The organism is Polynucleobacter sp. GWA2_45_21, assembly GCF_001830325.1.
Taxonomy (GTDB): domain Bacteria; phylum Pseudomonadota; class Gammaproteobacteria; order Burkholderiales; family Burkholderiaceae; genus Polynucleobacter.
In genome coordinates this window covers 181580-206516 of sequence record NZ_MHZG01000001.1, presented here as the reverse complement: position 1 = coordinate 206516, position 24937 = coordinate 181580, and the positions used below count along the sequence as shown (strand labels likewise).

At 46.7% G+C, this 24937-nt stretch carries 27 protein-coding genes and 2 tRNA genes; 23 read left to right on the top strand and 6 right to left on the bottom strand.

Annotated features, from left to right (window positions below):
• Nucleotides 1-35 precede the first annotated feature (35 nt).
• The 12 genes from fabG (at nucleotide 36) to nagZ (ending at nucleotide 11460) form a co-directional block, all read left to right on the top strand.
• Nucleotides 36-779 carry a 3-oxoacyl-ACP reductase FabG gene (gene fabG, locus A2X74_RS01015; protein WP_293627524.1) on the top strand — a complete coding sequence of 248 codons (744 nt, stop codon included), beginning with the start codon at nucleotides 36-38 and terminating at the stop codon, nucleotides 777-779.
• A 103-nt stretch (nucleotides 780-882) separates the two neighbouring features.
• On the top strand, nucleotides 883-1122 hold the full coding sequence (acpP, locus tag A2X74_RS01010; protein WP_046330561.1) for an acyl carrier protein: 240 nt from the start codon (nucleotides 883-885) through the stop codon (nucleotides 1120-1122).
• A gap of 28 nt (nucleotides 1123-1150) precedes the next feature.
• Nucleotides 1151-2398 (top strand): beta-ketoacyl-ACP synthase II, encoded by a 1248-nt coding sequence (gene fabF / locus A2X74_RS01005; RefSeq protein WP_293627520.1) that lies wholly within the window; start codon nucleotides 1151-1153, stop codon nucleotides 2396-2398.
• A 71-nt stretch (nucleotides 2399-2469) separates the two neighbouring features.
• Entirely contained in the window at nucleotides 2470-3915 is a 1446-nt protein-coding gene (locus A2X74_RS01000; RefSeq protein ID WP_293627518.1) for a DegQ family serine endoprotease, read from the top strand.
• 144 nt (nucleotides 3916-4059) lie between these two features.
• On the top strand, nucleotides 4060-5865 hold the full coding sequence (lepA, locus tag A2X74_RS00995; protein ID WP_293627516.1) for a translation elongation factor 4: 1806 nt from the start codon (nucleotides 4060-4062) through the stop codon (nucleotides 5863-5865).
• Nucleotides 5865-6671 carry a signal peptidase I gene (lepB, locus tag A2X74_RS00990; RefSeq protein WP_293627514.1) on the top strand — a complete coding sequence of 269 codons (807 nt, stop codon included), beginning with the start codon at nucleotides 5865-5867 and terminating at the stop codon, nucleotides 6669-6671. The genes lepA and lepB overlap by 1 nt, the downstream gene beginning before the upstream one ends.
• Nucleotides 6672-6675: 4 nt before the next feature.
• A complete protein-coding gene (gene rnc / locus A2X74_RS00985) occupies nucleotides 6676-7467 on the top strand; it encodes a ribonuclease III (protein ID WP_293627512.1) in 792 nt (263 codons plus the stop codon).
• 2 nt (nucleotides 7468-7469) lie between these two features.
• Entirely contained in the window at nucleotides 7470-8405 is a 936-nt protein-coding gene (gene era / locus A2X74_RS00980) for a GTPase Era (protein ID WP_293627510.1), read from the top strand.
• A 6-nt stretch (nucleotides 8406-8411) separates the two neighbouring features.
• Nucleotides 8412-9146 (top strand): DNA repair protein RecO, encoded by a 735-nt coding sequence (recO, locus tag A2X74_RS00975; protein ID WP_293627508.1) that lies wholly within the window; start codon nucleotides 8412-8414, stop codon nucleotides 9144-9146.
• A 12-nt stretch (nucleotides 9147-9158) separates the two neighbouring features.
• Nucleotides 9159-9923 carry a pyridoxine 5'-phosphate synthase gene (gene pdxJ / locus A2X74_RS00970; protein ID WP_293627506.1) on the top strand — a complete coding sequence of 255 codons (765 nt, stop codon included), beginning with the start codon at nucleotides 9159-9161 and terminating at the stop codon, nucleotides 9921-9923.
• Between the two features lie 7 nt (nucleotides 9924-9930).
• Nucleotides 9931-10323, top strand: coding sequence for a holo-ACP synthase (gene acpS / locus A2X74_RS00965; RefSeq protein ID WP_293627504.1), 393 nt, complete (start codon nucleotides 9931-9933; stop codon nucleotides 10321-10323).
• Nucleotides 10324-10371: 48 nt separating this feature from the next.
• Nucleotides 10372-11460, top strand: coding sequence for a beta-N-acetylhexosaminidase (gene nagZ / locus A2X74_RS00960; RefSeq protein ID WP_293627502.1), 1089 nt, complete (start codon nucleotides 10372-10374; stop codon nucleotides 11458-11460).
• A 5-nt stretch (nucleotides 11461-11465) separates the two neighbouring features.
• Here nagZ and A2X74_RS00955 read toward each other — a convergent pair whose 3' ends face one another.
• The 3 genes from A2X74_RS00955 to earP form a co-directional block, all read right to left on the bottom strand.
• The gene (locus tag A2X74_RS00955) at nucleotides 11466-12467 is read right to left on the bottom strand and encodes a GNAT family N-acetyltransferase (RefSeq protein ID WP_293627500.1); all 1002 of its coding nucleotides are present in this window, start codon (nucleotides 12465-12467) and stop codon (nucleotides 11466-11468) included.
• A 76-nt stretch (nucleotides 12468-12543) separates the two neighbouring features.
• The gene (gene efp / locus A2X74_RS00950) at nucleotides 12544-13104 is read right to left on the bottom strand and encodes an elongation factor P (RefSeq protein WP_215301485.1); all 561 of its coding nucleotides are present in this window, start codon (nucleotides 13102-13104) and stop codon (nucleotides 12544-12546) included.
• 87 nt (nucleotides 13105-13191) lie between these two features.
• Complete coding sequence (gene earP, locus A2X74_RS00945) at nucleotides 13192-14271, bottom strand: elongation factor P maturation arginine rhamnosyltransferase EarP (protein ID WP_293627498.1); 1080 nt, start codon at nucleotides 14269-14271, stop codon at nucleotides 13192-13194.
• On the opposite strand from earP, the gene uvrC reads away from it, so the two are divergent.
• The 5 genes from uvrC (at nucleotide 14270) to A2X74_RS00920 (ending at nucleotide 17633) form a co-directional block, all read left to right on the top strand.
• Nucleotides 14270-16210 (top strand): excinuclease ABC subunit UvrC, encoded by a 1941-nt coding sequence (uvrC, locus tag A2X74_RS00940; RefSeq protein WP_293627496.1) that lies wholly within the window; start codon nucleotides 14270-14272, stop codon nucleotides 16208-16210. The genes earP and uvrC overlap by 2 nt on opposite strands.
• 36 nt (nucleotides 16211-16246) lie before the next feature.
• Complete coding sequence (gene pgsA, locus A2X74_RS00935; protein ID WP_293627494.1) at nucleotides 16247-16822, top strand: CDP-diacylglycerol--glycerol-3-phosphate 3-phosphatidyltransferase; 576 nt, start codon at nucleotides 16247-16249, stop codon at nucleotides 16820-16822.
• Between the two features lie 117 nt (nucleotides 16823-16939).
• Nucleotides 16940-17015: transfer RNA gene (locus A2X74_RS00930), tRNA-Gly, on the top strand.
• A 49-nt stretch (nucleotides 17016-17064) separates the two neighbouring features.
• Nucleotides 17065-17138 (top strand) — tRNA-Cys (locus A2X74_RS00925).
• A gap of 30 nt (nucleotides 17139-17168) precedes the next feature.
• Nucleotides 17169-17633, top strand: a complete 465-nt coding sequence (locus tag A2X74_RS00920) for a hypothetical protein (RefSeq protein ID WP_293627492.1) — start codon at nucleotides 17169-17171, stop codon at nucleotides 17631-17633.
• Between the two features lie 65 nt (nucleotides 17634-17698).
• Here the strand turns inward: A2X74_RS00920 and lexA are convergent, their stop codons facing one another.
• On the bottom strand, nucleotides 17699-18418 hold the full coding sequence (lexA, locus tag A2X74_RS00915; RefSeq protein ID WP_293627490.1) for a transcriptional repressor LexA: 720 nt from the start codon (nucleotides 18416-18418) through the stop codon (nucleotides 17699-17701).
• 61 nt (nucleotides 18419-18479) lie between these two features.
• Between lexA and A2X74_RS00910 the strand changes: the two genes are divergently transcribed.
• From A2X74_RS00910 to dnaB, 6 genes are all read left to right on the top strand, one after another.
• Nucleotides 18480-19556, top strand: a complete 1077-nt coding sequence (locus tag A2X74_RS00910; RefSeq protein WP_293627488.1) for an asparaginase — start codon at nucleotides 18480-18482, stop codon at nucleotides 19554-19556.
• A gap of 134 nt (nucleotides 19557-19690) precedes the next feature.
• Nucleotides 19691-20065 carry a 30S ribosomal protein S6 gene (gene rpsF / locus A2X74_RS00905; RefSeq protein ID WP_293627486.1) on the top strand — a complete coding sequence of 125 codons (375 nt, stop codon included), beginning with the start codon at nucleotides 19691-19693 and terminating at the stop codon, nucleotides 20063-20065.
• A 59-nt stretch (nucleotides 20066-20124) separates the two neighbouring features.
• Nucleotides 20125-20418 (top strand): primosomal replication protein N, encoded by a 294-nt coding sequence (gene priB / locus A2X74_RS00900; RefSeq protein WP_216273367.1) that lies wholly within the window; start codon nucleotides 20125-20127, stop codon nucleotides 20416-20418.
• Nucleotides 20419-20431: 13 nt separating this feature from the next.
• Nucleotides 20432-20704 (top strand): 30S ribosomal protein S18, encoded by a 273-nt coding sequence (gene rpsR / locus A2X74_RS00895; protein WP_011902267.1) that lies wholly within the window; start codon nucleotides 20432-20434, stop codon nucleotides 20702-20704.
• A gap of 13 nt (nucleotides 20705-20717) precedes the next feature.
• The gene (gene rplI, locus A2X74_RS00890) at nucleotides 20718-21170 is read left to right on the top strand and encodes a 50S ribosomal protein L9 (protein ID WP_215301469.1); all 453 of its coding nucleotides are present in this window, start codon (nucleotides 20718-20720) and stop codon (nucleotides 21168-21170) included.
• A gap of 24 nt (nucleotides 21171-21194) precedes the next feature.
• A complete protein-coding gene (dnaB, locus tag A2X74_RS00885) occupies nucleotides 21195-23690 on the top strand; it encodes a replicative DNA helicase (protein WP_363925296.1) in 2496 nt (831 codons plus the stop codon).
• Nucleotides 23691-23762: 72 nt separating this feature from the next.
• Here dnaB and A2X74_RS00880 read toward each other — a convergent pair whose 3' ends face one another.
• A complete protein-coding gene (locus tag A2X74_RS00880; protein ID WP_293627467.1) occupies nucleotides 23763-24032 on the bottom strand; it encodes a hypothetical protein in 270 nt (89 codons plus the stop codon).
• Nucleotides 24033-24062: 30 nt separating this feature from the next.
• The gene (locus A2X74_RS00875) at nucleotides 24063-24884 is read right to left on the bottom strand and encodes a mechanosensitive ion channel family protein (protein ID WP_293627465.1); all 822 of its coding nucleotides are present in this window, start codon (nucleotides 24882-24884) and stop codon (nucleotides 24063-24065) included.
• Nucleotides 24885-24937 lie beyond the last annotated feature (53 nt).

Here is a 24937-nt window from a genome sequence, read left to right as displayed (position 1 = left end):
ACAAAGAAATAACGAAGAAACAACGGAAGATAATTATGAATCTCGACTTAAGCGGACAAATTGCACTGGTTACGGGCGCATCGCGCGGTATTGGTCAGGCTATTGCAGATGAGTTAGTGAAATGTGGTGCCAAAGTAATTGGTACTGCCACGTCTGAGGATGGCGCTAAAGCAATCAATACGCGTTTACAAGCGAGTGGTGGTCGTGGCGAGGTATTAAATGTGACTGATCCAAAGGCTTGCGAAGACATCATTGATTTAATCGTGAAGGATTTTGGCGGCATCAATATTTTGGTGAATAACGCAGGCATCACCCGCGATAACTTAGCCATGCGCATGAAAACAGACGAATGGACCGATGTAATCGATACCAATTTAAGCGCTGTTTTTCGTTTGTCACAGGCGGTAATGCGCCCCATGATGAAAGCTCGCGGTGGCCGCATTATTAATATCACCTCGATTGTTGGCCATATGGGCAACCCTGGACAGGTCAATTACGCCGCTGCTAAAGCAGGTGTTTCTGGCATGACTCGTGCTTTGGCACGCGAAATCGGTAGCCGTAATATCACGGTGAACTGTGTAGCCCCTGGCTTTATTGATACCGATATGACCCGCGCTTTGAGCGAAGAGCAGCAAAATTCGCTAAAAGCGAACATTCCTTTGGCTCGCCTAGGTAGCCCCGAAGATGTGGCTCAGGCAGTGGCGTTTTTAGCCTCTCCAGCCGCTGGATACATTACGGGTAACACCTTACACGTTAATGGTGGCCTTTATTTAGCCTAAAAATAAGGCAGAAATTTGATCATTTTTGGGCGGATTTACTAATTTAGCTCGCCAAGCTGATAAAATCCTTTTCATCGTTTTTTTACAACCCTTGGGGGAATTAATGGATAACATCGAACAACGCGTTAAGAAGATCGTCGCTGAGCAATTGGGCGTCGCAGAAGCAGAGATCAAGAATGAATCTTCTTTTGTGAATGACTTGGGCGCAGACTCTCTTGACACTGTTGAATTGGTAATGGCTTTGGAAGATGAATTCGGGATTGAAATTCCGGATGAAGAAGCTGAAAAAATTACTACTGTTCAGCTCGCTATCGATTTTGCTCAGTCAAAAGCTCAGGGTTAATTCCCTAGCTTAGTTAAAAGCTATTACTGTGTCAGCATCAAATGGCCGCCGCCGGGTTGTAGTTACCGGCTTAGGCCTTATTTCACCAGTTGGTAACTCGGTTGATGTAGCTTGGTCTAATTTGCTCGCGGGTAAATCAGGCATTGCTACCATCACGAAGTTTGACCACACTCCGCTGAGCGTGCATTTCGCCGGCGAGGTGAAAGATTTCAATGTCGAAGAATATGTTTCTGCTAAAGAAGCGCGTCATATGGATACCTTTATCCATTACGGCATCGCTGCTGGTACGCAAGCAATTCGTGACAGTGGTTTACAGATAACAGAAGAGAACGCCGAGCGCGTTGGCGTTATGGTTGGTTCAGGCATCGGTGGTTTGCCGATGATTGAAGAGACCGGCGCTGAGTTGTTGGCTCGTGGACCTCGTCGCATCTCGCCATTCTTTGTACCAGGTTCAATCATTAATATGATTTCTGGTCATCTCAGCATCTTGTTCGGTCTCAAAGGTCCAAACGTTGCTGCAGTGACGGCTTGTACTACTGGCTTGCATAGCATTGGCTTAGCAGCTCGCTTAATTCAGTACGGCGATGCCGATGTGATGGTTGCTGGTGGCGCTGAATCTACGATTTCTGCATTGGGTGTTGGTGGTTTTGCTTCTGCGAGAGCTCTGTCTACTCGCAATGATGATCCTGCTACTGCTTCTCGTCCATGGGATAGGGATCGTGATGGTTTCGTTCTAGGTGAGGGTGCTGGTGTTGTTGTGTTAGAAGAGTACGAGCACGCTAAAGCCCGTGGCGCCAAAATCTACTGTGAGCTCTTGGGCTTTGGTATGAGTGGCGATGCGTACCACATGACTGCCCCAAATATGGATGGTCCACGTCGTTGTATGGTCAATGCCATGCGCGATGCAGGTTTAAATCCAGATCAAATTCAATATATCAATGCACACGGCACATCTACACCCTTGGGTGACAAGAATGAAACCGGTGCCATCAAAGCCGCTCTTGGCGACCATGCCAAGAAGACTTTGATTAACTCCACCAAGTCAATGACTGGTCACCTCCTGGGTGGCGCTGGCGGCTTGGAGTCTGTCTTTACTATTCTGGCTTTACACAATCAAAAGTCTCCACCGACAATCAACATCTTCAATCAAGATCCTGAGTGTGATTTGGACTACTGCGCCAATACCGCTCGTGATGTGAAGATTGACCATGCCGTCAAAAACAACTTTGGCTTTGGGGGTACTAACGGTACCTTGATTTTTGGCAAACTGACCTAATATACATATTAGGTTTTTTCCTTTCTTTGTTTCTTCATTTGTTGGTTTTTACCAAGCAGGTCTATAGCATTATGAAAAAGTACCTTATTACGCTCTTGGCTATCTTCAGCTTGGGGCAATTTGCATTTATTTCTCAGGCCTCTGCTCAGAGCCCGCGGGTTTCTATTCCAGATTTTGCTGATTTGGTGGAACGTGCCAGTCCAGCAGTGGTCAATATTCGAACTACTGAAAAGGTGATGCAGCAGCAAGCCCAGGGTGGTATCCCAGGAATGCCGGAGGATCAAGCGGAATTCTTTCGCCGTTTTTTTGGTGTGCCTATCCCGGGAATGCCCAACGGACCTAAACAGGCTCAACCAAACTCCGGTAAGCCGCAAGAAGCTGATCGCGGCGTAGGCTCCGGTTTCATTATTGAGTCTAATGGCTTGATTTTGACAAATGCCCACGTGGTTGAAGGTGCGAACACCATTTATGTGACTTTGACCGATAAGCGTGAGTACAAGGCCAAATTATTGGGTATGGATAAGCGTACCGATGTGGCGGTGGTCAAAATTGATGCGCGTGATTTGCCTAAGCTGCCACTCGGCGATTCTTCTCGCGTAAGAGTGGGTGAGTGGGTATTGGCCATTGGTTCTCCGTTTGGCTTGGAAAATACGGTGACGGCAGGCATTGTGTCCGCCAAGAGTCGTGATACTGGTGATTACTTACCCTTCATTCAGACTGACGTGGCGGTCAATCCAGGTAACTCTGGTGGCCCCTTGTTAAACACAGCTGGACAGGTAATTGGCATTAACTCGCAAATCTTTAGTCGCTCTGGCGGATACATGGGCATCTCCTTTGCCATCCCAATTGATGAGGCGATGCGGGTTGCAGATCAATTGCGTACCAATGGAAAAATGTCGCGTGGTCGTATTGGTGTTGCTTTAGGTGAGATGACTAAAGAGATCGCTGAAAGTTTAGGTTTAGGTAAACCGCGCGGTGCTTATGTTCGGAACGTAGAGCCTGGTGGTCCGGCAGCTACAGGTGGGATTGAGTCTGGGGATGTGATCCTCAGTTTCAATGGCCGTGATATTGCAAAGTCTACCGACCTGCCAAGAGCTGTTGGGGAGACCAAACCCGGAACTAGTGCGACAGTGCAGGTCTGGCGTAAAGGAAGCTCTAGGGACTTGATGGTAACTGTAGCCGATACTGAAGCTGTTGCTGCTGTGAAGAAGGCTGATAAATCTGGGCCATCTAGTGGCAATGCCAATTCTCTTGGGGTGGCAGTTGCCGAGCTCTCAGATAGCAGGAAGAAAGAGCTTAATATCCGTGGGGGCGTTGAGGTTACCAGTTTGGGCGAAGGTCCTTTGGCGCGTGCAGGAGTGCGTCCTGGGGATGTGATCATTCGGATTGCGGATACTGACATCACTGGAGTAAAGCAGTTTGAGGGGCTGGTAAAGGCCTTGGATTCCAATAAGACGGTCCCAGTTTTTGTCCGTCGTGCTGATAGCACCATGATTATTCCTGTAAGGTCAAAATAAGCCAAAACCAGGGTTTTTCGATGAAATAAACGGGTTTGGCGCTATTTTGGCGCCACCCATTACAATCACTTTAAGACGGCTTTTTGCAGCGCATCATTGTGGTGCGTTCTGACAAGGCGTTTTTTGAAGACCAAATAAGACGCTATGGATTTAATCCGCAATTTTTCTATCATCGCCCATATTGATCACGGCAAATCAACGCTTGCTGATCGCATTATTCAGCTTTGCGGTGGTCTCTCTGATCGTGAAATGGAAGCGCAAGTTCTGGACTCGATGGATATCGAGCGTGAGCGTGGGATCACGATTAAGGCGCAAACAGCAGCGCTGACTTATAAATCCAAAGACGGTAAAACTTACAACATCAATTTGATTGATACACCGGGACACGTTGACTTCTCCTATGAGGTGAGTCGTTCCTTATCAGCATGCGAAGGCGCATTGCTGGTGGTGGATGCGAGTCAAGGGGTAGAGGCTCAAACAGTTGCTAACTGTTATATGGCGCTGGAGTTGGGCGTTGAAGTTGTGCCAGTGCTCAACAAGATTGATTTGCCGCAGGCAGATCCAGAGCGTGCCAAAAAAGAAATTGAAGATGTCATTGGTATTGATGCATCAGACGCAGTGACCTGTTCTGCTAAGACAGGATTAGGCGTGCAGGATGTCATTGAAGAAATGATTGCGCTCGTACCTCCACCAAAGGGTAATGCATCAGATCCTTTACAGGCTTTGATCATTGATTCTTGGTTTGATAACTACGTTGGCGTGGTGATGCTGGTGCGCGTTGTAAACGGCACCTTAAAGCCAAAAGAAAAAATTACCTTGATGGCAAATGGCTCAAGTCATTTGGTCGAGCATGTTGGTGTATTTAGTCCAAAGTCCGTAGATCGCCCAGAGTTATCTGCTGGTCAGGTAGGTTTCGTGATTGCTGGCATCAAAGAGTTAAAAGCTGCCAAGGTGGGTGATACGGTTACGCATAGCCCTGGACAACAAGGTCGAGTGCCTGCGACAGAACCGCTTCCTGGATTTAAAGAAGTAAAGCCGCAGGTCTTTGCAGGTCTATACCCGGTTGAGTCTAGTGAATACGATCAACTCCGAGAGTCTTTAGAGAAGCTGCAATTAAATGATGCTTCACTCTTGTATGAGCCTGAGGTTTCACAAGCACTGGGTTTTGGATTCCGCTGCGGCTTCTTGGGTCTTCTCCATATGGAGATTGTGCAAGAGCGTTTAGAGCGTCAGTACGGCATGAACCTCATCACTACTGCACCAACGGTGGTGTATCAAGTGGAGCAGTCTGACGGCACCATTCTTTCGGTAGATAACCCATCAAAGATGCCTGAGGCCAGCAAGATCAATACGATTCTTGAGCCCATCGTGACGGTTAATTTGTACATGCCACAAGAGTATGTGGGTTCGATCATTACGCTATGTGTTGGTAAGCGCGGTATTCAGATGGACATGAATTACCTTGGCCGGCAGGTGAAGCTCACTTATGAGCTACCCATGGCTGAGATTGTTTTGGATTTCTTTGACAAGATGAAATCCATCTCGCGTGGCTATGCATCCATGGATTACGAGTTCAAAGAATATCGTCCAGCTGATGTGGTTAAAGTCGACATCCTGATTAATAGCGAGCGCGTTGATGCGCTGTCGGTAATCGTTCACCGTAGCAATAGCCAGCATCGCGGGCGCGAAGTGGTTGCTAAGATGCGCGGCATTATTCCGCGTCAGATGTTTGATGTCGCCATTCAGGCGGCGATCGGCAGCAATATTGTTGCACGTGAAAACGTGAAGGCTTTACGTAAAAACGTATTGGCTAAGTGTTATGGCGGCGATATTTCTCGTAAGCGCAAATTATTAGAGAAGCAAAAAGAAGGTAAGAAGCGCATGAAGCAAGTGGGTAACGTGGAGATTCCACAAGAAGCCTTCTTGGCTATTTTGCAGGTGGACGATTAATGAATTTTGCCCTCATCCTTTTTATCTTGGTAGTGGTCTCAGGTATCGCTTGGATTGCTGACCGCTACTACTTTGCTCCGCAAAGACGTGTGGCTGGTATTGATCGCATGCCATTGTGGTTGGAATATACGGCCGGCTTCTTCCCGGTAATTTGCGCGGTATTTGTATTGCGCTCATTTCTTGTAGAGCCATTCAAAATTCCATCGGGCTCGATGATCCCAACCCTGCAAATTGGTGACTTTATTCTGGTGAATAAATTTACCTACGGTATTCGTTTGCCAGTAATCAATCAGAAGGTGATTGATTTAGGATCTCCAAAACGTGGCGATGTTGTGGTATTTCGCTATCCACGCGATGAATCCATTGATTACATTAAGCGCGTAGTGGCCATACCTGGTGACACTATTACCTATCAAGATAAGCGTTTAACGGTAAATAATCAGCCATTGCAATACAGTGGCGGTGAGCCTTACCTTGACCCAGAAAATATGCGTTATGCCAAGCGCTTTTCAGAAACATTTCCTGCAGACTTAGGCGGCAACCAGCATGAGATCTTGAATCATCCTGATCGACCTGTTGGCATGTTCCCTACAGAACGTTTCCCTGGATTTGAAAACTGCCAATACATTAATGCTGGACTTACCTGCAAGGTGCCTGCTGGCCATTACTTTGCTATGGGCGATAACCGAGACAATAGTGCAGATTCTCGTTACTGGGGATTTGTACCAGATAAAAATATCGTAGGTAAAGCATTCTTTGTTTGGTTGAACCTCGGAGATCTTGGTCGCATTGGCGGCTTCGAGTAATGCTATGAATGCCCGCGCCGTCATCGAAACTGCACCACTGCAAGCGCAACTGGGCTATACATTTAAAAAGCTGGAGCTACTGAATCAAGCTCTTACGCATCGAAGCCATAGCAAGAAAAATAATGAGCGCCTGGAGTTTTTAGGTGACTCCATCCTCAATTGTGTTGTTGCTGAAATGCTCTATGAGCGTTATTCCGATTTAGATGAGGGTGACCTTTCTCGTGTTCGAGCTAACTTGGTCAAGCAGCAAGCGCTCTATGAAATTGCTCAAACCTTATCTTTATCGGACTACCTTCGCTTGGGCGAGGGCGAGTTAAAGAGCGGTGGCTTCCGTCGTCCATCTATTCTGGCGGATACGCTTGAGGCAGTCACTGGTGCAATCTTTTTGGATGGTGGATTTGACGCAGCTAAGACCTGTCTTCGTAAGCTGTATTCCATCATCTTGGCTAACGTTGATCCTAAGACTTTGGGTAAAGACGATAAGACTTTGTTGCAAGAGTGTTTACAGAGTTATCAGTTGCCGCTACCTGCTTATAACGTGACCGGTACAAGTGGTGCGGCACATAACCAGCAATTTGAGGTTGAGTGCTTAATACCGAATCTCAAGGTATCGGTTAAGGGGGAAGGCGCATCTCGACGTGCAGCAGAGCAGGCAGCCGCGAAAATTGCCTTAATTGCCGCACTAAAAGCTTTGCCACAAGAATTGGGTAAACCTAAAAAGACTCGGTCAGCAAAAAAGAAAGCGGCAAAAAAAGTAGCTACCGAAGAACAGTTAAATCTTAAGCTGAAGGGCTAATCGTGTTTAGATGCGGCACTATCGCCATTGTTGGCCGTCCCAATATGGGCAAATCGACTCTCTTGAATGCTTTGGTTGGTCAGAAGATCAGTATTACCTCCCGTAAAGCTCAGACTACGCGCCACCGTATTTTAGGTATTCAGAATCGTGAAGAGGCACAGTTCATCTTCATCGATACGCCAGGCTTTCAGACTCGTTTAATGAATACCCTCAACAAGGCATTAAACCGTACTGTAACCACAGCATTGCAGGATGTGAACGTAGCTTGCTTTGTAGTTGAAGCAGGTTACTTTGGTGAGGATGACAAGAAGGTTTTGAAGTTACTGCCAGATGATCTACCTGTTGTTTTGGTATTAAATAAACTGGATTTATTTAATAGTCGTTTTCAGACTCCCTCTGAGCGGGATCAGGCATTACTCAACTTTATTAAAGAGATGGCCCGCCCTTGGTGTGAATTAGGTGGCCATGAAGATCAGAAGTGTGAGTTCGCTGAAATCGTCCCGATGAGTGCCAAAAGCCCTGGGGATGTCGAAAGATTATTAGATGTGCTTGAAGGCTACTTGCCTGAGGCGCCGGCTGTGTTCGATGGCGATACCATCACTGATCGCAGCGAGCGTTTCTTGGCTGCTGAGATCCTGCGTGAGAAGGTCTTCCGATTTACCGGGGAAGAGTTGCCTTACACCAGCACAGTAGTCATTGATCAGTTCAAGATGGACGGCAAGATGCGCCGTATCGCTGCCACTATTTTGGTTGATCGTGATAGCCATAAGGCGATGATTATTGGCGCCAAGGGTGAGCGACTCAAGAAGATCTCTACTGATGCCCGTATTGATATGGAAAAGCTCTTTGATGGGAAGGTGTTCCTAGAGACTTGGGTCAAGGTGAAGCGTGGCTGGGCAGATGATCGTGCTGAATTACGGGCGCAAGGTCTAGAGTAATTATTCATGGCCTCCATTCGTGTTGCTGACGAACCTGCTTTTGTATTGCACAGCATTCCTTATAAGGAAACCAGCTTAATTCTGGATGTCTTTACTCGGCAATATGGCCGTATGGCCTTGATTGCTAAGGGCGCTAAGCGTCCGCACTCAACCCTCCGTCCAGTTTTGCAGCGCTTTCAGCCTCTATTGGTTTCATGGAGTGGCAAGTCCGAGTTGCGCACTTTAACGAAGTCAGAGTGGGTTGGCGGTACACCTTCATTGGTGGGCGATGCCTTACTCTGCGGGTTTTATCTCAATGAGTTGCTCGTCAAGTTCCTGGCTCGTGAGGATGACTACGAAAAACTCTACGATCATTACACCGATACCATCTCCGCTTTATCTAATCTTGAATTTGAATCCAAGGGTCTAGAAGAAATTCTGCGTCCTTTTGAGTTAACACTCTTACAAGAAACTGGTTATGCTGCAGCGCTGGATCGCTGCGTTGAAACCAATAGTGCCCCCATCTCGAATGAGCAATATGTTTATCAGCCAGAGCGTGGCGTGAGGCCTGCTCAAGGGGACGATCCAGGCCACTGGCCGGTCTTGAGTGGCAAATCCCTGCTAGCTATTGCAGCGGGAGACTTTTCTGATCAAGAGACGCTTTCTGAGAGTAAACAGCTCATGCGCTTCTTATTGGGATTGCATCTTCAGGATCAAGTGCTCACCACCCGTCAGATTTTGATTGATCTGAAGAAAATCTAGTAATCTAAGCTCATGAATACCCAATCAAAGCTTGAGCTTGGCATCAATATCGATCACGTCGCCACCTTGCGTAATGCACGTGGCACGGTTTACCCAGATCCTTTAAAGGCCGCCCGTTTAGCTGAAGAGGCGGGTGCTGATTTAATCACCCTGCATTTACGCGAAGATCGCCGCCATATTAAAGATGCGGATTTGATGGCCTTACGCCCCTTAATCCAGACGCGTATGAACTTGGAGTGCGCCGTGACGCCGGAGATGATCAATATTGCCTGTCGTGTTCAGCCGCATGATGTTTGCTTGGTTCCTGAAAAGCGTGAAGAGGTGACTACTGAGGGTGGCTTGGATGTGCTGGGTCACTTTGATGCAGTCAAAGCAGCTACTGCACAGTTAAAAGCTGCAGGTATTCGGGTTTCCCTTTTTATTGATCCAGAAGAAAAGCAAATTCAGGCTGCCAAAGATGTTGGTGCAACCGTTGTGGAATTGCATACTGGTCGCTACGCAGACCTAGCTGGCGATCAACAGAAGCAAGAGCTCGAGCGCATCAGAGCAGCAGCGCAGTTTGGAAAAAGTATTGGCTTGCGAGTTAATGCAGGTCATGGCTTACACGAGGGTAATGTGATGCCGATGGCTGCCATTACCGAACTCTCCGAACTCAATATTGGTCACGCCATCGTTGCCGAGGCCCTATTTAAGGGTTGGCAAAAAGCAATTACCGATATGAAGGCTCTGATGGATCAGGGCAGGGCTAACGCTTCCAAACCAGAATCAGCTAAGTAATATAAATATGATCATCGGTATTGGCACAGACATTTTGCAGATTGAGCGGCTTCAAGCTGCTTACGATCGTACTAATGGTCGCCTAGCTGAAAAAATCCTGGGGCCAGATGAGATGGTAGTTTTCAAGCATCGCTTAGCCAGGAATCACAAGCGGGGCATTGCTTTCTTGGCAACACGCTTTGCTGCTAAAGAGGCTTTTTCCAAAGCAATTGGCCTGGGCATGAGAATGCCCATGACTTGGCGCTCATTGCAAACCTTAAATGAGCCCAGCGGTAAGCCGGTTACTTCTTATTTAGGTGCTCTGGCCCAATTTATGCAAGAAAAGAACTGGGAAGCGCATGTCACGGTCAGTGATGAGCAAGACATGGGAATTGCCCATGTCATTGTGACGCAAAGATAAACACAGTAATAAATAACAGCAATACACCATCTACATACCGAGGAAAATATGAGTAAGTCGACTATGAGCCCAGGCCCAATTACTTTAGATGTTGTGGGCCTTGAGTTAAATGCAGAAGATCGTCGTCGCATCTTGCATCCACTGACTGGCGGTGTAATTTTGTTTGGTAGAAACTTTAGTAGTCGCAAGCAACTCACCAAACTCACTGCAGAAATTAAAAAACTCCGCTCTGATGTGCTGATCTCGATTGATCATGAAGGCGGACGCGTTCAGCGCTGTAGGACTGATGGCTTTACCCCTTTGCCTGCTATGCGCAAGCTTGGTGAACTCTGGGGATCCAAAATTAAATCAACGGATAAATCAAAATATCCCGCGGAGTCGGCTGCTATTGCGATGGCAGCAGCAACAGCTTGTGGTTATGTCCTAGCTGCCGAGTTGCGTGCTTGTGGTGTGAACTTCAGCTTTACTCCGGTGCTGGATCTTGATTTTGGTCGTAGCGGTGTCATTGGAGATCGTGCATTTAGCCGTGACCCACAAATTACTTTTGCATTATCTAAGAGTCTGAATGAAGGTCTGCGTCTTGCAGGTATGGCGAACTGCGGTAAACACTTCCCTGGACATGGCTGGGCAGAGGCAGATTCTCATGTAGCTATTCCGGTGGATGAGCGTCCTTTGAAAGAAATTCTGAATGAGGATGCTAAGCCTTACGAGTGGTTGGATCTGAGTTTGACCGCAGTCATGCCAGCCCATGTGATCTATCCAAAAGTAGATAAGAACCCAGCAGGCTTTTCTAAGGTTTGGTTGCATTCTATTTTGCGTCAAGAGTTAGGCTTTGAAGGCGTGATCTTTAGCGATGATCTTTCGATGGAAGGTGCCAGTGTTGCCGGCTCTGTAGTGAAGGGCGCTGATATGGCGCTTGAAGCAGGATGTGATGCTGTATTGATTTGCAATCGTCCGGACCTTGCAGATCAATTGCTCAGCCAGTTGAAAGTCCCCAAAGCAAAACAAGCAGAGTCTGCTATTCGATTAAATCGCTTGATGCCAACTGCCACAGCTCCAACCTGGGATGAGTTGCAGTCTGAAGCCCAATATCAACATGCCAAAGCCTTGCTGCAGCAACTGAATTTGATTGGATAGAGTTTCTATTTCCTTGAAACTCTTTCCCATTCGGCGAGAACAAATTTTTTAATGTTGTAACCTTGCTCTCTGGCGCAGACAATGGTTTCTACATCGACCGGCTGATATATCTTTTGCAGTCTTAGCATGTCACCTTTAGTTGAAAAATTTGGCATCCAGGATCCCCAGAAAAATCCAATACTCTCTAGCTCAAGATAAGCATGGGCTGCCGCTTCTTGTTCAATCGGTATATCTAAATAAATAGATGCCAGATTGAGGGCTTCTAATTTAGTGAGCTCATGTTTGACTGCAGCAACTAAATCGCTACCAATGCGATCGATTGCAATATTGGCTGTTTGAATATTGGAATTGATAACGGTATGAAATGTCGTTGTTCCGCTAGCCGCTATATTCGAGCTCACAATATTGCGTTGAATATTTAAATCCTGCACCAATGATTTTGCATGCTCTGCATGTTGGGCTGGCATAAAAATGGTGTGCGGGCGATCATTTAGCTGCAAATAAAAAGCTAGCAGTGACATCCGGGTATCAGGATGATTTTCTAGACCTTTCATAGAGATAGTTGCTGGGGTATCGCCAATAAACAAACCCGTTTCTTTGGCGTTAAAGGTAATCATTTCATGTTGGCTATATGGGTGGTTGGTTACGCACTCAGTCCAAAACCCCGGCAAAGAAAGTTCTTGGGCAATCTCAATTCGCTCCTTTGCCATGATTTCGGCGATATGCTGACCTCTAAAATTTGGATCAACCATCATCTTTCCGGCTTCAGGCGAAACATTATGAGTGCCATCAAATGTAAGAGCGCAATGCCCAATGATTTGACCGCTACCGAGTTTTGCTACCACTGAGTGCATCAACTTATTCTCGGTAATTTCTTCTAATTGATTGATGTCATACATCACCTTGTTTGGATAGCTTTCACCATAACAGCGGCGAACGCAGTCAATCAGCTGAGGAAGATCGGCTGGCTTTAATCTGGTGATTTCTGGGGGGTTGGTATTAGTCATAGTTTGGATATTATGACTTGTACTTGGGAAAGAAAAAAGCCCGGCGAACCGGGCTTTTTGCTATCGAGTGAGCTAATTAGTTAGCGCGGCTACGATATTCACCGGTACGAGTATCAATCTCGATCTTGTCGCCAGTGTTGCAGAACAATGGAACTTGCAATTCATAGCCAGTAGCCAATTTTGCAGTCTTCAATACCTTGCCTGAGCTGGTATCGCCTTTAACTGCTGGCTCTGTGTAAATGATTTCACGAACCAAAGAGTTAGGCATTGCTACTGAGAGTGCCTTACCTTCGTAGAACACTACTTCGCAAGGCATGCTTTCTTCGAGGTAGTTCAATGCATCACCCATGAATTCAGCTTCAACTTCGTACTGGTTATAGTCACCATCCATAAATACATACATTGGATCTGCGAAGTAAGAGTAGGTGCAGTCTTTCTTGTCGAGGATCACTACATCGAACTTGTCATCAGCTTTGTAAACACCTTCGTTAGGTGCGCCGGTTAACAAGTTCTTAAATTTCATTTTTACAACTGAAGAGTTGCGGCCTGAGCGGCTGTATTCTGCTTTTAAAACGACCATGGCATCGGTGCCGATCATTACTACGTTACCAACGCGGAGTTCTTGTGCTGTTTTCATCTTGCTATTCCTGGGTGCAGAGCTGATTTTCTGCGGTTTTTATCAAAAACAAGATTGTAACCGCCCGCAGGCTGATTTTGCTCAAGATCAGGCTGCAAACCTCATAAGACGGGCAGCCAGGCCACCATCAGCTTGTTTTTCGAGTAAATCCTCTCGCCAAGCCTTGGAATGGGCACCCCATTCATCAATAGATTGATACCACTCGCTAGGCATTGCCCAAGTCATTGCAGCTATTACGGCGTGTTTAAGCTCTTGTGATGCATCTTCAAGATAGAGGTCTAAAAAGGCGGCCAACTTGGTTTTGTGAGCACCATCGTCTTGCGGATAAATATGCCAAATGAAGGGCTTGCCAGCTAACTGTGCCCTGACAAAAGAATCCTCACCCCGAACGATATTGAAGTCACATTGTGAAAGCACCCAATCGTATTCATCTTGAGAAACAAACGGAATGGAGATTAACTGAATGGAGTCGGGTAGGGAAAGTGGCTGAGTAGGGTGGGTAGAGCTGAACTGCAATTGCTCACGTTGACCATGCGTCAACACGATGTCAAAGTTCTCATCTAATGTCGCTAGATCTTCTAGCCACTTCAGTAGCGGTACTCCCGGGTAGCAAAAAACACTGATGCGATTGGTATTGGGTCGCAGGAGTCTCCAGCTCGCTTTTAAACTGTCCGGAATCAATTGCTCGGTGAGTGATTGCTCCTGAGGTATTGGGTCAATCAAAATGCCGCCCGCATTCTCCTGGAAGCCTGGGAAGAAGAAGTACTTCGGAATGCCGTGTGCCTGTGGGGATGCCTTTTGATGAAAGTCCACAATCCAGGGTTCTGCACTTAAATACTCTAAGTTGATGATGATTGGTTTTTTAGGAGCAATCAGCAGGCCCGCAAGATAGCGCTCGGGAAGGTCGCACCCAAATGCCTCAATGACTACATCAGGCGTTTCTACTGGATGCCGGCTATTGTTATGGCTAGCTTCCCAGGGTTGGATGTCAATGCGATCTTTGATTTCCCGGTTCACTCCGGAAGCGAGTAAATTAAGGGTTGGCAGATCGTCACAGAAAATGCGCACGTCTTGGCCGTGAAGACTTGTTAAGCTTCTTGCTAGACGCCAGCAAACACCGGCATCACCATAGTTGTCTACGATTTGACAGAAAATATCCCAACGCATGAGCAATTCGCTTTTTGAAACCCTTCAGCAGGATGTTAAACGGCTACCCGGACTGCCGGGAGTCTATCGCTTCTTTGATGAGGCGGGACATATTTTGTATGTCGGGAAAGCGCGCAACCTCAAAAAGCGTGTATCTAGTTACTTTCAGCGAACCCAGCTTTCACCACGAATAGAGCTGATGGTGGGAAAAATTGCCCGCTACGAAACTACAGTAACACGCTCAGAAACCGAAGCCCTCATTCTAGAGAACAATCTCATTAAGGAGTTGGCTCCCCCATTCAATATTCTCTTTCGAGATGATAAGTCCTATCCCTATGTGATGTTGACGGGACACCAGTTTCCACGTTTGGCCTCCTATCGCGGTAAAACGGATAAGCGTAACAACTACTTTGGGCCATTCCCAAATTCATGGGCAGTTCGCAATAGCGTGCAGATTCTGCAGAAAGTCTTTCGCCTGAGAACTTGCGAGGACTCTGTATTTAAAAATCGTAGCCGTCCTTGTTTATTGCATCAAATTCATCGCTGTAGCGCGCCTTGTGTTGGGCGTCTGAGTGTTGAGCAGTATGGGCAGGACGTAGCCCAAGCAACCCGGTTTTTAGAAGGTGATCATAGTCGCGTACTTTCTGAGCTTGAAAAGAAAATGCACGCATATAGCAACGCGATGGAATTTGAAATGGCTGCAGTACTAAGGGATCGCATTGCAGATCTTTCTAGTGTCCTGCAGCAACAATCAATGGACGCTGTTGCAGATGGCGAGGGTGATGTTGATGTGATTGCCGTCGCTCAAATGGAGGGAGTGGTCTGCGTCAATTTGGCAATGATTCGAGGTGGTCGACATTTGGGTGACCGCGCTTATTTCCCGAAAGGCTTGCGCTCAAGTTCAGGAGAGCTGCCGCCACCTGCAGAAATTCTCGAAGCCTTTATTGCTCAGCATTATCTGGAGGAGAAGTCTGGTGATGGTGAAGCTACAACTAATTTAATTCCACCAGTGCTGATTCTGAATCATCCCCTGAAAAAGCTGGTGGATGATATTGCGGCACCAGAAGAGAGTGCTGAGGATGTTTCGGAGCAATCAGCTCCAGAGGGTTTGCACGATTTGCTTAATGCACAAGCTGGTAAGCGCATTACCTTCCTTCACCAGCCGCAAGGACAGAGACGGCATTGGCTAGCTATGGCTGAAGGCAATGCCAAGATTGCGATAGCAAAGCGTTTGGTAGAGACGGGCGGTCAACTGGCAAGAGCACGAGCATTGGCTGATGTATTGGCTTTGGAATTAGAAAGTCTTGAGCAATTTCGCATCGAATGTTTTGATATTAGCCACACTTCTGGCGAAGCTACGCAAGCTTCTTGTGTGGTGTATTCCAAAAACGCGATGCAGCCTAGTGAGTATCGCCGTTTCAATATCAATGACATTACCCCGGGTGATGACTACGCAGCCATGCGTCAGGTCTTGCAACGCCGTTATGCGAACTTCCAAGAGCTTCCTGTTGAAAAGATGCCGCAAGTGATTTTGATCGACGGTGGTAAAGGGCAGGTTGAGATGGCAAGGCAGGTTCTCCCTGAGTTCGGGATGGATATTGGATTGATTGTGGGCGTCGCTAAAGGTGAGGGGCGTAAGGTAGGTCTTGAGACTCTGATCTTTGCTGATGGACGTAAGTCGCTCGAGCTAGGCATTGATAGTGCCGCCTTGCTGTTGGTAGCGCAAATCCGCGATGAGGCGCATCGCTTTGCGATTACGGGAATGCGTGCAAAGCGGGCAAAAGCCAGAACGGTTTCTCAGTTGGAGGAAATTGAGGGGATTGGCGCAAAACGCCGTCAAAAATTACTGGCTCGTTTTGGTGGACTACGTGGCGTTTCTAATGCCTCGATTGAAGAGCTTTCCAGTGTTGAGGGAATATCTACGGCATTGGCTGAGCAAATCTACAGGCAGCTTCATTGATTGCCCAGCGCATGCACATTAGTTTATGCTTGAGTCATGCCATTTAATTTGCCTATTGCCCTGACCTGGTTGCGCGTAGCCGCAATTCCGCTCGTGGTTGCAGTGTTCTATCTGCCTAATAGCTGGCTAACTCCTTTTGATAAGAATCTCACCGCTACCGTGATTTTTGTTTTTGCGGCAGTGACTGATTGGCTCGATGGTTTCTTGGCTCGCAAAATGAAACAAGAGTCAGCATTTGGGCAATTCTTAGATCCGGTAGCAGACAAATTAATTGTTGCTGCCTCATTACTTGTTTTGCTCAATATGGATCGCGTCCAAGTTTGGGTGGCATTAATCATTATTGGTCGCGAAATTACTATCTCAGCGCTAAGAGAGTGGATGGCGCTTTTAGGCGCTGGAAAAAGCGTTGCGGTGCACATGGTGGGTAAGTTAAAAACTACTGCTCAACTCGTGGCTATTCCATTTTTATTGCTAAACGACACTTTATTTGGATGGCTAAATTGTGCGCAAGTGGGCACTTGGTTAATCTGGATCGCATCCTTTTTAACACTTTGGTCGATGTTCTATTACATGAAAAAAGCTTTGCCTCAACTCGTAGAGAAGGCTAAATAAAGTCCTCAAACCCAATGCTGATAAGGGTTTGGTGTAAACATAAAGGCTGTCAATTTTTAGTCTTACCCAGAAATAATGCGTTCTCTCAAATTGTTTGTTAAACTACTGCCCTGTTATGCGGGAATAGCTCAGCTGGTAGAGCGATACCTTGCCAAGGTATAGGTCGGGAGTTCGAACCTCCTTTCCCGCTCCAAGTTCGATGGGAAGCCCTAAAAAGCTTCCCATTTTTGATTCAAGCATATGGCGCGTTGGCCGAGTGGTTAGGCAGGAGCCTGCAAAGCTTCGTACGGGGGTTCGATTCCCTCACGCGCCTCCAGTAATTTAGATTGATTACCAGGGCAAGAACATGATGATCCGACTCAAGCGACTCAAAACATTTACATCAGCTGTAGGGCTCTCTCTACTGTTAGCTGCTTGTGCATCCTCTGGTGACTCTCCTACAGGCACCCCTAGTGAAGTTCAGGAAATTCAGTCACAACTCTTGGGCGATATGCCATTGCCCGCGGCATCAAAAATTATTGGCTCAGATTCTTTAATCATTGGCCGTGGTGATAACTGGGTAGGTCGTGTAGTTTTGTCTGGCGTACAAACCCCAACTGATATTTATGCTTTCTTCCAAGCAGAATATCCTAAGGTAGGATGGACTACTGTAAGTGCCGTGAAATCAAAAACCAGTATTTTGGTTTTCACTAAAGGTGATCGCACTTCAACTATCGAGGTAAATGAAGGTTCATTTGGTGGGCCTAAAACAATCATCATAATTACGGCATCACCAAAAAATGCAAACGTAGTTGCGCCGACCAGGAAATAAATTAGTTACAACAGTAGCAATAGAAAGTCCTCTAAACGAGGCCTTTTTCTTTACTGGGTGAGGGCTTAGAGCCCGCCAGCCCTAATCAGGCCAACAGCCTGGCCTTCTACAGCGAAGTTCGGTTGATGTCTGTCTACCAAAATGTTTTTAAAGTCTGGGTTCTCGGCTTGTAATTCAATCACCATGCCATCCGTAGTTTTCTTTTGGTTCCAACGCTTTACTGTGACTTCATCATCTAAGCGTGCAACCACGATATCGCCGTTGCGTACTTCAGAAGTTTTTCTGACGGCAAGATAGTCGCCATCCAAAATACCAGCATCGCGCATGCTCATGCCAACCACTTTTAATAAGTAATCAGCACCTTTGCTAAACAAGCTTGGGTCAATCGGCACTTGCTTTTCAATGTGTTCGATTGCTGTGATTGGAGAGCCTGCAGCAACACGACCAATGAGTGGCAGTGTAAGTTGCTGAAGTGCGCCAGAAGGTAAAGACATCTGACGATATTTGTTTGGATTGTGTGTCTGGTTAAAGCGTTGTGGAATACGAATGCCGCGCGAAGTTCCGGGCGTCAGTTCGATATATCCTTTTTTTGCTAATGCGCGTAAGTGCTCTTCAGCAGCGTTCGCAGATGCAAAGCCGAGTTGCGCTGCAATTTCCGCGCGAGTTGGTGGCGAGCCACTTTCATCGATGGCCTTGGTAATCAATTCCAAAATCTCACTTTGACGTGAGGTGAGTTTGGGGAGGGCAGTCAGCTCCTCTGGAAAATCGACTGTATTTATGTCCATACTGGGATTGTATACAGCACTATTTGAATATTCAAGCAATTTGGAGGCGGATAATGGAGAAATGAGCTCAATTTCGAATGTTTCTGAAAATACACCCCATCTTTTAGTTTTGGGCATGGGCGGCACGATTGCAGGCCTGGCGCCTAACCCCGATGAAAACCCTCTCCAATACCAGGCTGGTCAAGTAGGGGTTGACGTATTGGTGGCGCATGTTCAATCAGTTGTGCCTGAGGGGGTCAAGCTGGTGACCCGGCAGGTAGCAAACGTGAATAGTCGCAATTTGACTGATGCCAATCTCAGTACATTGGGATTTGCAGTGAGAGAGGCGCTATTGGATACCGCTGTAAGGGGGATTGTGATTACCCACGGCACGGATACGATTGAAGAGACCGGTTTATTTTTGCAGGCAACTTGCGGAAAGCTGGCTCAGACACAGGGCAAGCGGGTCATTTTGACAGGGGCAATGTTGCCAAGTAATGCGCCTGGGGCTGATGGCCCGTCTAATCTTCTGGATGCCTTGCGCTGGGCGTCGACTTCCATAGATAACTGTCCTGGTGGCGTCTATGCGGTGATGGATGGGCGCGGATGCATGGCAATGGATTTGGCTAAGCGCCACGCTACGGCTCTGAACGCTCCCTTGCAAAATGCCCCATCAAGCTCAGTAGGCCTGATTAATCCATCTTGGTTATCTGGGGTGAAGGCCGTACAGGCAGCTTGGAATGAAGATTTGCCTATTCCTGAGGTGGGTGAGTGGCCTTGGGTTGAGATTTTGACTAGTCATGCAGGTGCGCGTCCTGAAACCATCATGCAGTGGCTGGATAGTGATGTTCAGGGCTTTGTGCTTGCCGGTTCAGGGCATGGCGGCTTTCATGATGCATGGGTGCAGCCCCTAGATCAGGCAATGGCTCAAGGTATTGCTCTGGTCAGGACAACCAGAACTGGCGCTGGATCTACTTTGCCTCATATTCCTGAACTGGATCCCCCGGGATGCAGAGCCTCTGGATCATTCACCGCTCCAAGAGCCAGAATTGCTCTCCAATTGGCTTTAAATGCGGCAAACCAGGCGAATAAAGCTGGTAAACCCCTGACTTGGCAGGATTTTTTTGCTAGAATAGCGGACTTACCTGAAATTCGGTAAGGACTTAAAAAGCTGTAAATTTCTGTAGTTAGTTTTACCTACAATTTGTTACTACCTTGTCACACTGGCGCTAACTTTAAAACCATCGGAAGTTAGCAAGACGCCCAGGTGACTTTATCCTTAAGGAGTGTTAGATGCGTCATTATGAAATCGTCTTTATCGTCCACCCGGACCAAAGCGAGCAAGTGCCTGCGATGATCGATCGCTACAAAGCGACATTAGCTGCTGCTGGCGGCAAAATTCATCGTATGGAAGATTGGGGTCGTCGTCAGATGGCTTACATGATCGACAAACTTGCTAAAGCCCATTACGTTTGTATGAACATTGAGTGCGACCAGAAAACTCTGGACGAGCTCGAGCACGCATTCAAATTTAACGATGCTGTTTTGCGTCACCTCATCATCAAGACTAAGAAAGCTGAAACAGAGCCTTCCATCATGATGAAAGAAGTGCAACGTGAAGAAGCGCGCAAATCAGCTCAAACCGACGCTCCTGTAGCAGCGGCTTAAGTTAGAAATTTGAAGAGGAATACACAGACTAGAAAACGTATCAGAGTGACGGAGCGGCGTTGAATCATTTCACCCTAACTGCATTCTTGGTAGCTAAAGACGCAATTCGATTTACACCAGCAGGAATACCGGTGATGCATTGCCAGCTAGAACATAGCGGCGAAGTAAGCGAGGTAGGAAATGCAAGGAAAATTCAGATGAGCGTTGAAGCCATAGCGATTGGCCCGATACAAAAGGGCTTAGAGCAAATGGATTTAGGAGCCGAGGCAGTGTTTGAGGGATTCTTAGCACCCAAGACTCTACGTAATCAAAGACTTGTTTTCCATATCACCCATATTCAATTGAAAAATTAAAGAGGAAATCATCATGGCGTTTGGAAAGAAACCCGATTTCAAAAAGAAACCAGCTCAGAACCCATTGTTCAAGCGTAAGCGTTATTGCCGTTTCACTGTTGCTGGTGTAGAACAAATTGATTACAAAGATGTAGACACATTGAAGGACTTTATTGGCGAAAACGCCAAGATCACTCCTGCACGTTTGACAGGCACAAAAGCTAAATATCAGCGTCAGTTAGACACTGCTATCAAGCGTGCTCGTTATTTGGCTTTGTTGCCATTCTCCGATCAACACAAGAAATAATTGGGAGCCCTCAATGCAAATCATTCTTTTAGAAAAAGTAATTAACCTGGGCAACCTCGGTGACATCGTTCGTGTTAAAGACGGTTACGCTCGTAATTTCCTAATCCCACAACGCAAAGCTCGTCGTGCAACTGAAACAGCTATCGCTGACTTTGCAGTACGTCGCGCAGAGTTAGAGAAATTGGCTGCTGAGAAATTAGCTGCTGCTGAAGCAGTTGGCGCGAAGCTCAAAGACTTGGTTCTCGAAATCGGTCAAAAAGCAGGTGTTGACGGTCGTTTGTTTGGTTCTGTAACCAATCATGACATCGCTGATGCTTTGAAAGCCAAAGGCTTTGCAATCGAAAAAGCTTCTGTACGTATGCCTACTGGCCCGTTGAAGATGGTTGGTGATCACCCTGTAGCGGTAGCTGTTCATACCGATGTAGTGGCTGACATCACTATCCGTGTCGTTGGCGAGCAAGCTTAAGTTTTAGATCTGTAAGCTAGCCTCATGGCTGAATCCCGCTCACGCTCCCTTATGTCAAATCCTGGCATGATGGGTTCTGGGGATGCAGCCTTGCAGGCCTTAAAAGTACCGCCGCATTCTGTAGAAGCCGAGCAATCTTTGCTCGGCGGTCTACTGATCGATAACACAGCCTGGGATCGCCTGGGTGGGGTGTTAACTGATAAAGATTTCTATCGCCCTGAACATGCTCTGATCTATAAGGTCATTCAGCGTTTAGTTGGCGACAATCATCCTGCTGACGTCATTACTGTTCATGAGGCTGTTAAGTCTGAACAGGGTGGTGATTTGGTCGGAATTGATTACCTTAATTCTTTAGCGCAAAGCACTCCAAGCGCAGCGAATATCAAAGGCTATGCCGACATTGTTCGTGACCGCAGCATTCTGCGTCGCCTAATTGAAGTTTCTGACAACATTGTGAACTCTGCATTTGTTCCAGAGGGCCGTTCAGTGAGAACGCTTTTGGATGAAGCGGAGTCACGCATTCTACAAATTGGTGAAGAGGGTAGTCGTAAAGCTGACTACCTCGAAATCGAACCCTTACTCAAAACCGTTGTTGCTCGTATTGATGAGTTATACAACCGTCAAGGCGGTAGCGACATCACCGGTATTGCAACTGGATTTATTGATTTAGATAAACAAACTAGTGGCCTACAAAAAGGCGACTTAGTGATTGTTGCAGGCAGACCGTCGATGGGTAAGGCGCAGCCGCTAGATGCAAAAGTAAAAACGGTTGATGGTTGGAAGTTGATGGGCGATTTGCGTTTCGGCGATCGCCTAGCCTCTGTAGATGGTCAGCATTCGATGGTTACTGGCATCTATCCTCAAGGCATTAAGCAGATCTACAAAGTCACCTTTTCTGACGGTAGAGAGGCTGAGTGCTGCTATGAGCATTTGTGGCGAGTTATGTATCGTGACTGGGATGCACCTAAAGTCATTAATACTGCACGTTTAATGGAAATGCTCTCTTGTGTTCGATACAAGAATCGTTTGTGGATTGATCCTGTTTCAGGTGATTTTGGCCATTCAAATAAACTCCCAATAAATCCTTGGGTACTGGGTGCATTGCTTGGTGATGGAACTTTAGCTTTATCGCATGGCAGCGTGATGTTCTCCACTAAATCTCCAGAACTGATTGAGCGCATGAATGCTCTAGCTGGCTATGAGATGGAGTTGGTTCACGCAAACGCATATGACTGGAGATTAGTCTCCAAAACCAGAATTGCTGCCAATGGCCAGCGTCAATCTGTACCAACAAATTATTTCCGTTCTGCATTACAAGACTTAGGTGTTCTTGGTTGCAGAAGTTTTGATAAATATATTCCCGCTACTTACCTTGAGGCAAATAAGACCTCTCGTCTCGCACTCTTTCAGGGTCTGATGGACACTGATGGCTGGATTGAGAAGTGGGGCTCTATTCGTTTTTGTACAGCTAGTAAGCAATTGTCAGAAGATGTTGCATCCTTGGCTAGATCATTGGGTGGTTTTTGCTCAATCGCTCATAAGCAAACAAGCTATACCTATAAAGGTGAGAAGAAGCAGGGACGCCTATCTTATGTTCTGAATATGAGTTTTGGCCCTGGCTTTCAAGCATTCACTTTGCCTGAAAAGAAAGAAAGACTCAGATCAACTTGGGATCGCCAGCGCAGACTTACCTTTAAGAGTATCGAGCCATCTAGAGTGTCTGAAGCTCAATGCATCTCTGTCAGTCACCCAGATAGAACCTACGTAACCAATGAATATGTAGTAACCCATAACACTGCATTTGCTCTCAATATTGCAGAGAACGTCGCATTGGCTGAAGGATTGCCAGTCGTTGTTTTCTCAATGGAGATGTCTGGCGAGCAATTAGCTGCTCGCTTGCTAGGCTCAGTAGGGCGCGTTGACCAGGGTCGCATGCGTACAGGTAAGCTGCAGGATGATGAGTGGCCACGCGTTACCGATGCAATTGCCCGCTTAAGTAATACCCAAATTTTGATTGATGAGACTGGTGCTCTTTCCAGTTTAGAGTTGCGTGCACGTGCACGTCGTATTGCCCGTAACTTTGGTGGAACGCTTGGCCTCGTTGTAATCGATTACTTGCAGTTGATGAGTGGCTCTGGTTCGGAGAACCGAGCTACTGAGATTTCTGAGATCTCACGCTCACTCAAATCACTCGCAAAAGAATTGCAGTGCCCTGTAGTGGCCCTGTCACAGTTAAATCGTGGTCTTGAGCAACGCCCGAACAAGCGCCCAATCATGTCGGACTTGCGAGAGTCAGGCGCGATCGAGCAAGATGCCGACTTAATTATGTTTATCTATCGTGATGAGGTTTATCACCCAGATACGACAACTGATAAAGGCATGGCAGAGATTATTATTGGCAAGCAGCGTAACGGACCAATTGGTACTGTGCGTCTCAGTTGGCAGGGCCCGTATACCAAGTTCGACAATTTGGCTATGGGATCGGTTGGCTACTCCTCTGGTGGATACGAGCCTTTCTAATTCCACAATAACAAACAATTGAAATAAAAAAGCCTCGCAATGCGAGGCTTTTTAACTTGATGCAAAAGATATTTACTTGCCACCTTCACACTTCTTAATCGATGCGGCTTTAGCTGCACCATATAGTGGCTTACCATCTTTGCTGACTGCCTTAGCTTCACAATCACTGGGCTTGGCATCTCCCATACATTTTTTAATAGATGCATCTTTAGCTGCACCGTAGAGTGGCTTACCATCTTTACTAACTGCCTTAGCTTCACAGGCGGCTTGATCCGCAAAAGCGATAGATGGAATTGCAAAACTAAATGCAATGCTTAAAGCGATAATCATTTTTTTTTTCATGTGAAATTCTCCTGGTTGGTTGCTGCGAAATTAATTCTGTTTCATCACCATGTTTTGGGTGGCTACTGGAGCAGGGAAGCCAGCTGCAGTAAGGGACTCACTCATAACGCGGTTGCTATCAAAATAGACTTGCCAGTAGTGATCATTGTTACAGTAAGGGCGAACAGCTAATACTGGGCCTACTAAATTGAACTCCAAAATATTGACTTCAACAGCTGGATCTTGCAGCACGTTTGGAATTGAGGCAATCTTTTCGCGAAGCAGTTTCATGGCAGCATTTTGATCTGCTGCACCAGCCAATTGGCACTTGAGATCGACTCTGCGATAGGGGCTGTTACTAAAGTTTTGAATGGTGTCACCCAAAATTTTGGTATTACCAACCATCGTTGCAATATTGTCTGGTGTATAGATGGTTGAGGAAAACAGTCCAATCTCTTTAACGGTTCCAGTGACGCCACCTGCAGTAACGAAGTCACCGACCTTGAAGGGGCGCAACACAATCACAAATACACCGGCTGCAAAATTAGAGAGCAGACCTGCCCACGCGGCGCCGATTGCAATACCAGCAGTAGCAATTAAAGCGGCAAAGCTTGTAGTTTGAATGCCAAAATAACCCAGAATTCCAATAACGAGCAGAATGTTTAGTGTTACGGAAACAACTGAGCCAACATATCGCAGAATCGTTGGGTCTAACTTTTGTTGCTCCAATCCTCTACGCAAAATATTTAAGGCGACGCTAATTAACCAGCGGCCCACAACCCAAAAGACAATGGCTGCCAAGATCTTGAGGCCAATATCCGTAGCAGCAGTTACCAAAATCTCCTGAATACGATCTAAATCAATTTGATTCATTGCTAAATTCCTATGTGGTTCAAGCAAAAATATAAAAACCCATTAATAGTGAT

Bases quoted from the DNA above. Each gene is read 5' to 3' on its own strand.
- fabG (WP_293627524.1), top strand. From the start codon at position 36: ATGAATCTCGACTTAAGCGGACAAATTGCACTGGTTACGGGCGCATCG.
- acpP (WP_046330561.1), top strand. From the start codon at position 883: ATGGATAACATCGAACAACGCGTTAAGAAGATCGTCGCTGAGCAATTG.
- A2X74_RS01000 (WP_293627518.1), top strand. From the start codon at position 2,470: ATGAAAAAGTACCTTATTACGCTCTTGGCTATCTTCAGCTTGGGGCAA.
- lepA (WP_293627516.1), top strand. From the start codon at position 4,060: ATGGATTTAATCCGCAATTTTTCTATCATCGCCCATATTGATCACGGC.
- lepB (WP_293627514.1), top strand. From the start codon at position 5,865: ATGAATTTTGCCCTCATCCTTTTTATCTTGGTAGTGGTCTCAGGTATC.
- rnc (WP_293627512.1), top strand. From the start codon at position 6,676: ATGAATGCCCGCGCCGTCATCGAAACTGCACCACTGCAAGCGCAACTG.
- recO (WP_293627508.1), top strand. From the start codon at position 8,412: ATGGCCTCCATTCGTGTTGCTGACGAACCTGCTTTTGTATTGCACAGC.
- pdxJ (WP_293627506.1), top strand. From the start codon at position 9,159: ATGAATACCCAATCAAAGCTTGAGCTTGGCATCAATATCGATCACGTC.
- acpS (WP_293627504.1), top strand. From the start codon at position 9,931: ATGATCATCGGTATTGGCACAGACATTTTGCAGATTGAGCGGCTTCAA.
- nagZ (WP_293627502.1), top strand. From the start codon at position 10,372: ATGAGTAAGTCGACTATGAGCCCAGGCCCAATTACTTTAGATGTTGTG.
- A2X74_RS00955 (WP_293627500.1), bottom strand. From the start codon at position 12,467: ATGACTAATACCAACCCCCCAGAAATCACCAGATTAAAGCCAGCCGAT.
- efp (WP_215301485.1), bottom strand. From the start codon at position 13,104: ATGAAAACAGCACAAGAACTCCGCGTTGGTAACGTAGTAATGATCGGC.
- uvrC (WP_293627496.1), top strand. From the start codon at position 14,270: ATGAGCAATTCGCTTTTTGAAACCCTTCAGCAGGATGTTAAACGGCTA.
- earP (WP_293627498.1), bottom strand. From the start codon at position 14,271: ATGCGTTGGGATATTTTCTGTCAAATCGTAGACAACTATGGTGATGCC.
- pgsA (WP_293627494.1), top strand. From the start codon at position 16,247: ATGCCATTTAATTTGCCTATTGCCCTGACCTGGTTGCGCGTAGCCGCA.
- A2X74_RS00920 (WP_293627492.1), top strand. From the start codon at position 17,169: ATGATGATCCGACTCAAGCGACTCAAAACATTTACATCAGCTGTAGGG.
- lexA (WP_293627490.1), bottom strand. From the start codon at position 18,418: ATGGACATAAATACAGTCGATTTTCCAGAGGAGCTGACTGCCCTCCCC.
- A2X74_RS00910 (WP_293627488.1), top strand. From the start codon at position 18,480: ATGAGCTCAATTTCGAATGTTTCTGAAAATACACCCCATCTTTTAGTT.
- rpsF (WP_293627486.1), top strand. From the start codon at position 19,691: ATGCGTCATTATGAAATCGTCTTTATCGTCCACCCGGACCAAAGCGAG.
- rpsR (WP_011902267.1), top strand. From the start codon at position 20,432: ATGGCGTTTGGAAAGAAACCCGATTTCAAAAAGAAACCAGCTCAGAAC.
- rplI (WP_215301469.1), top strand. From the start codon at position 20,718: ATGCAAATCATTCTTTTAGAAAAAGTAATTAACCTGGGCAACCTCGGT.
- dnaB (WP_363925296.1), top strand. From the start codon at position 21,195: ATGGCTGAATCCCGCTCACGCTCCCTTATGTCAAATCCTGGCATGATG.
- A2X74_RS00880 (WP_293627467.1), bottom strand. From the start codon at position 24,032: ATGAAAAAAAAAATGATTATCGCTTTAAGCATTGCATTTAGTTTTGCA.
- A2X74_RS00875 (WP_293627465.1), bottom strand. From the start codon at position 24,884: ATGAATCAAATTGATTTAGATCGTATTCAGGAGATTTTGGTAACTGCT.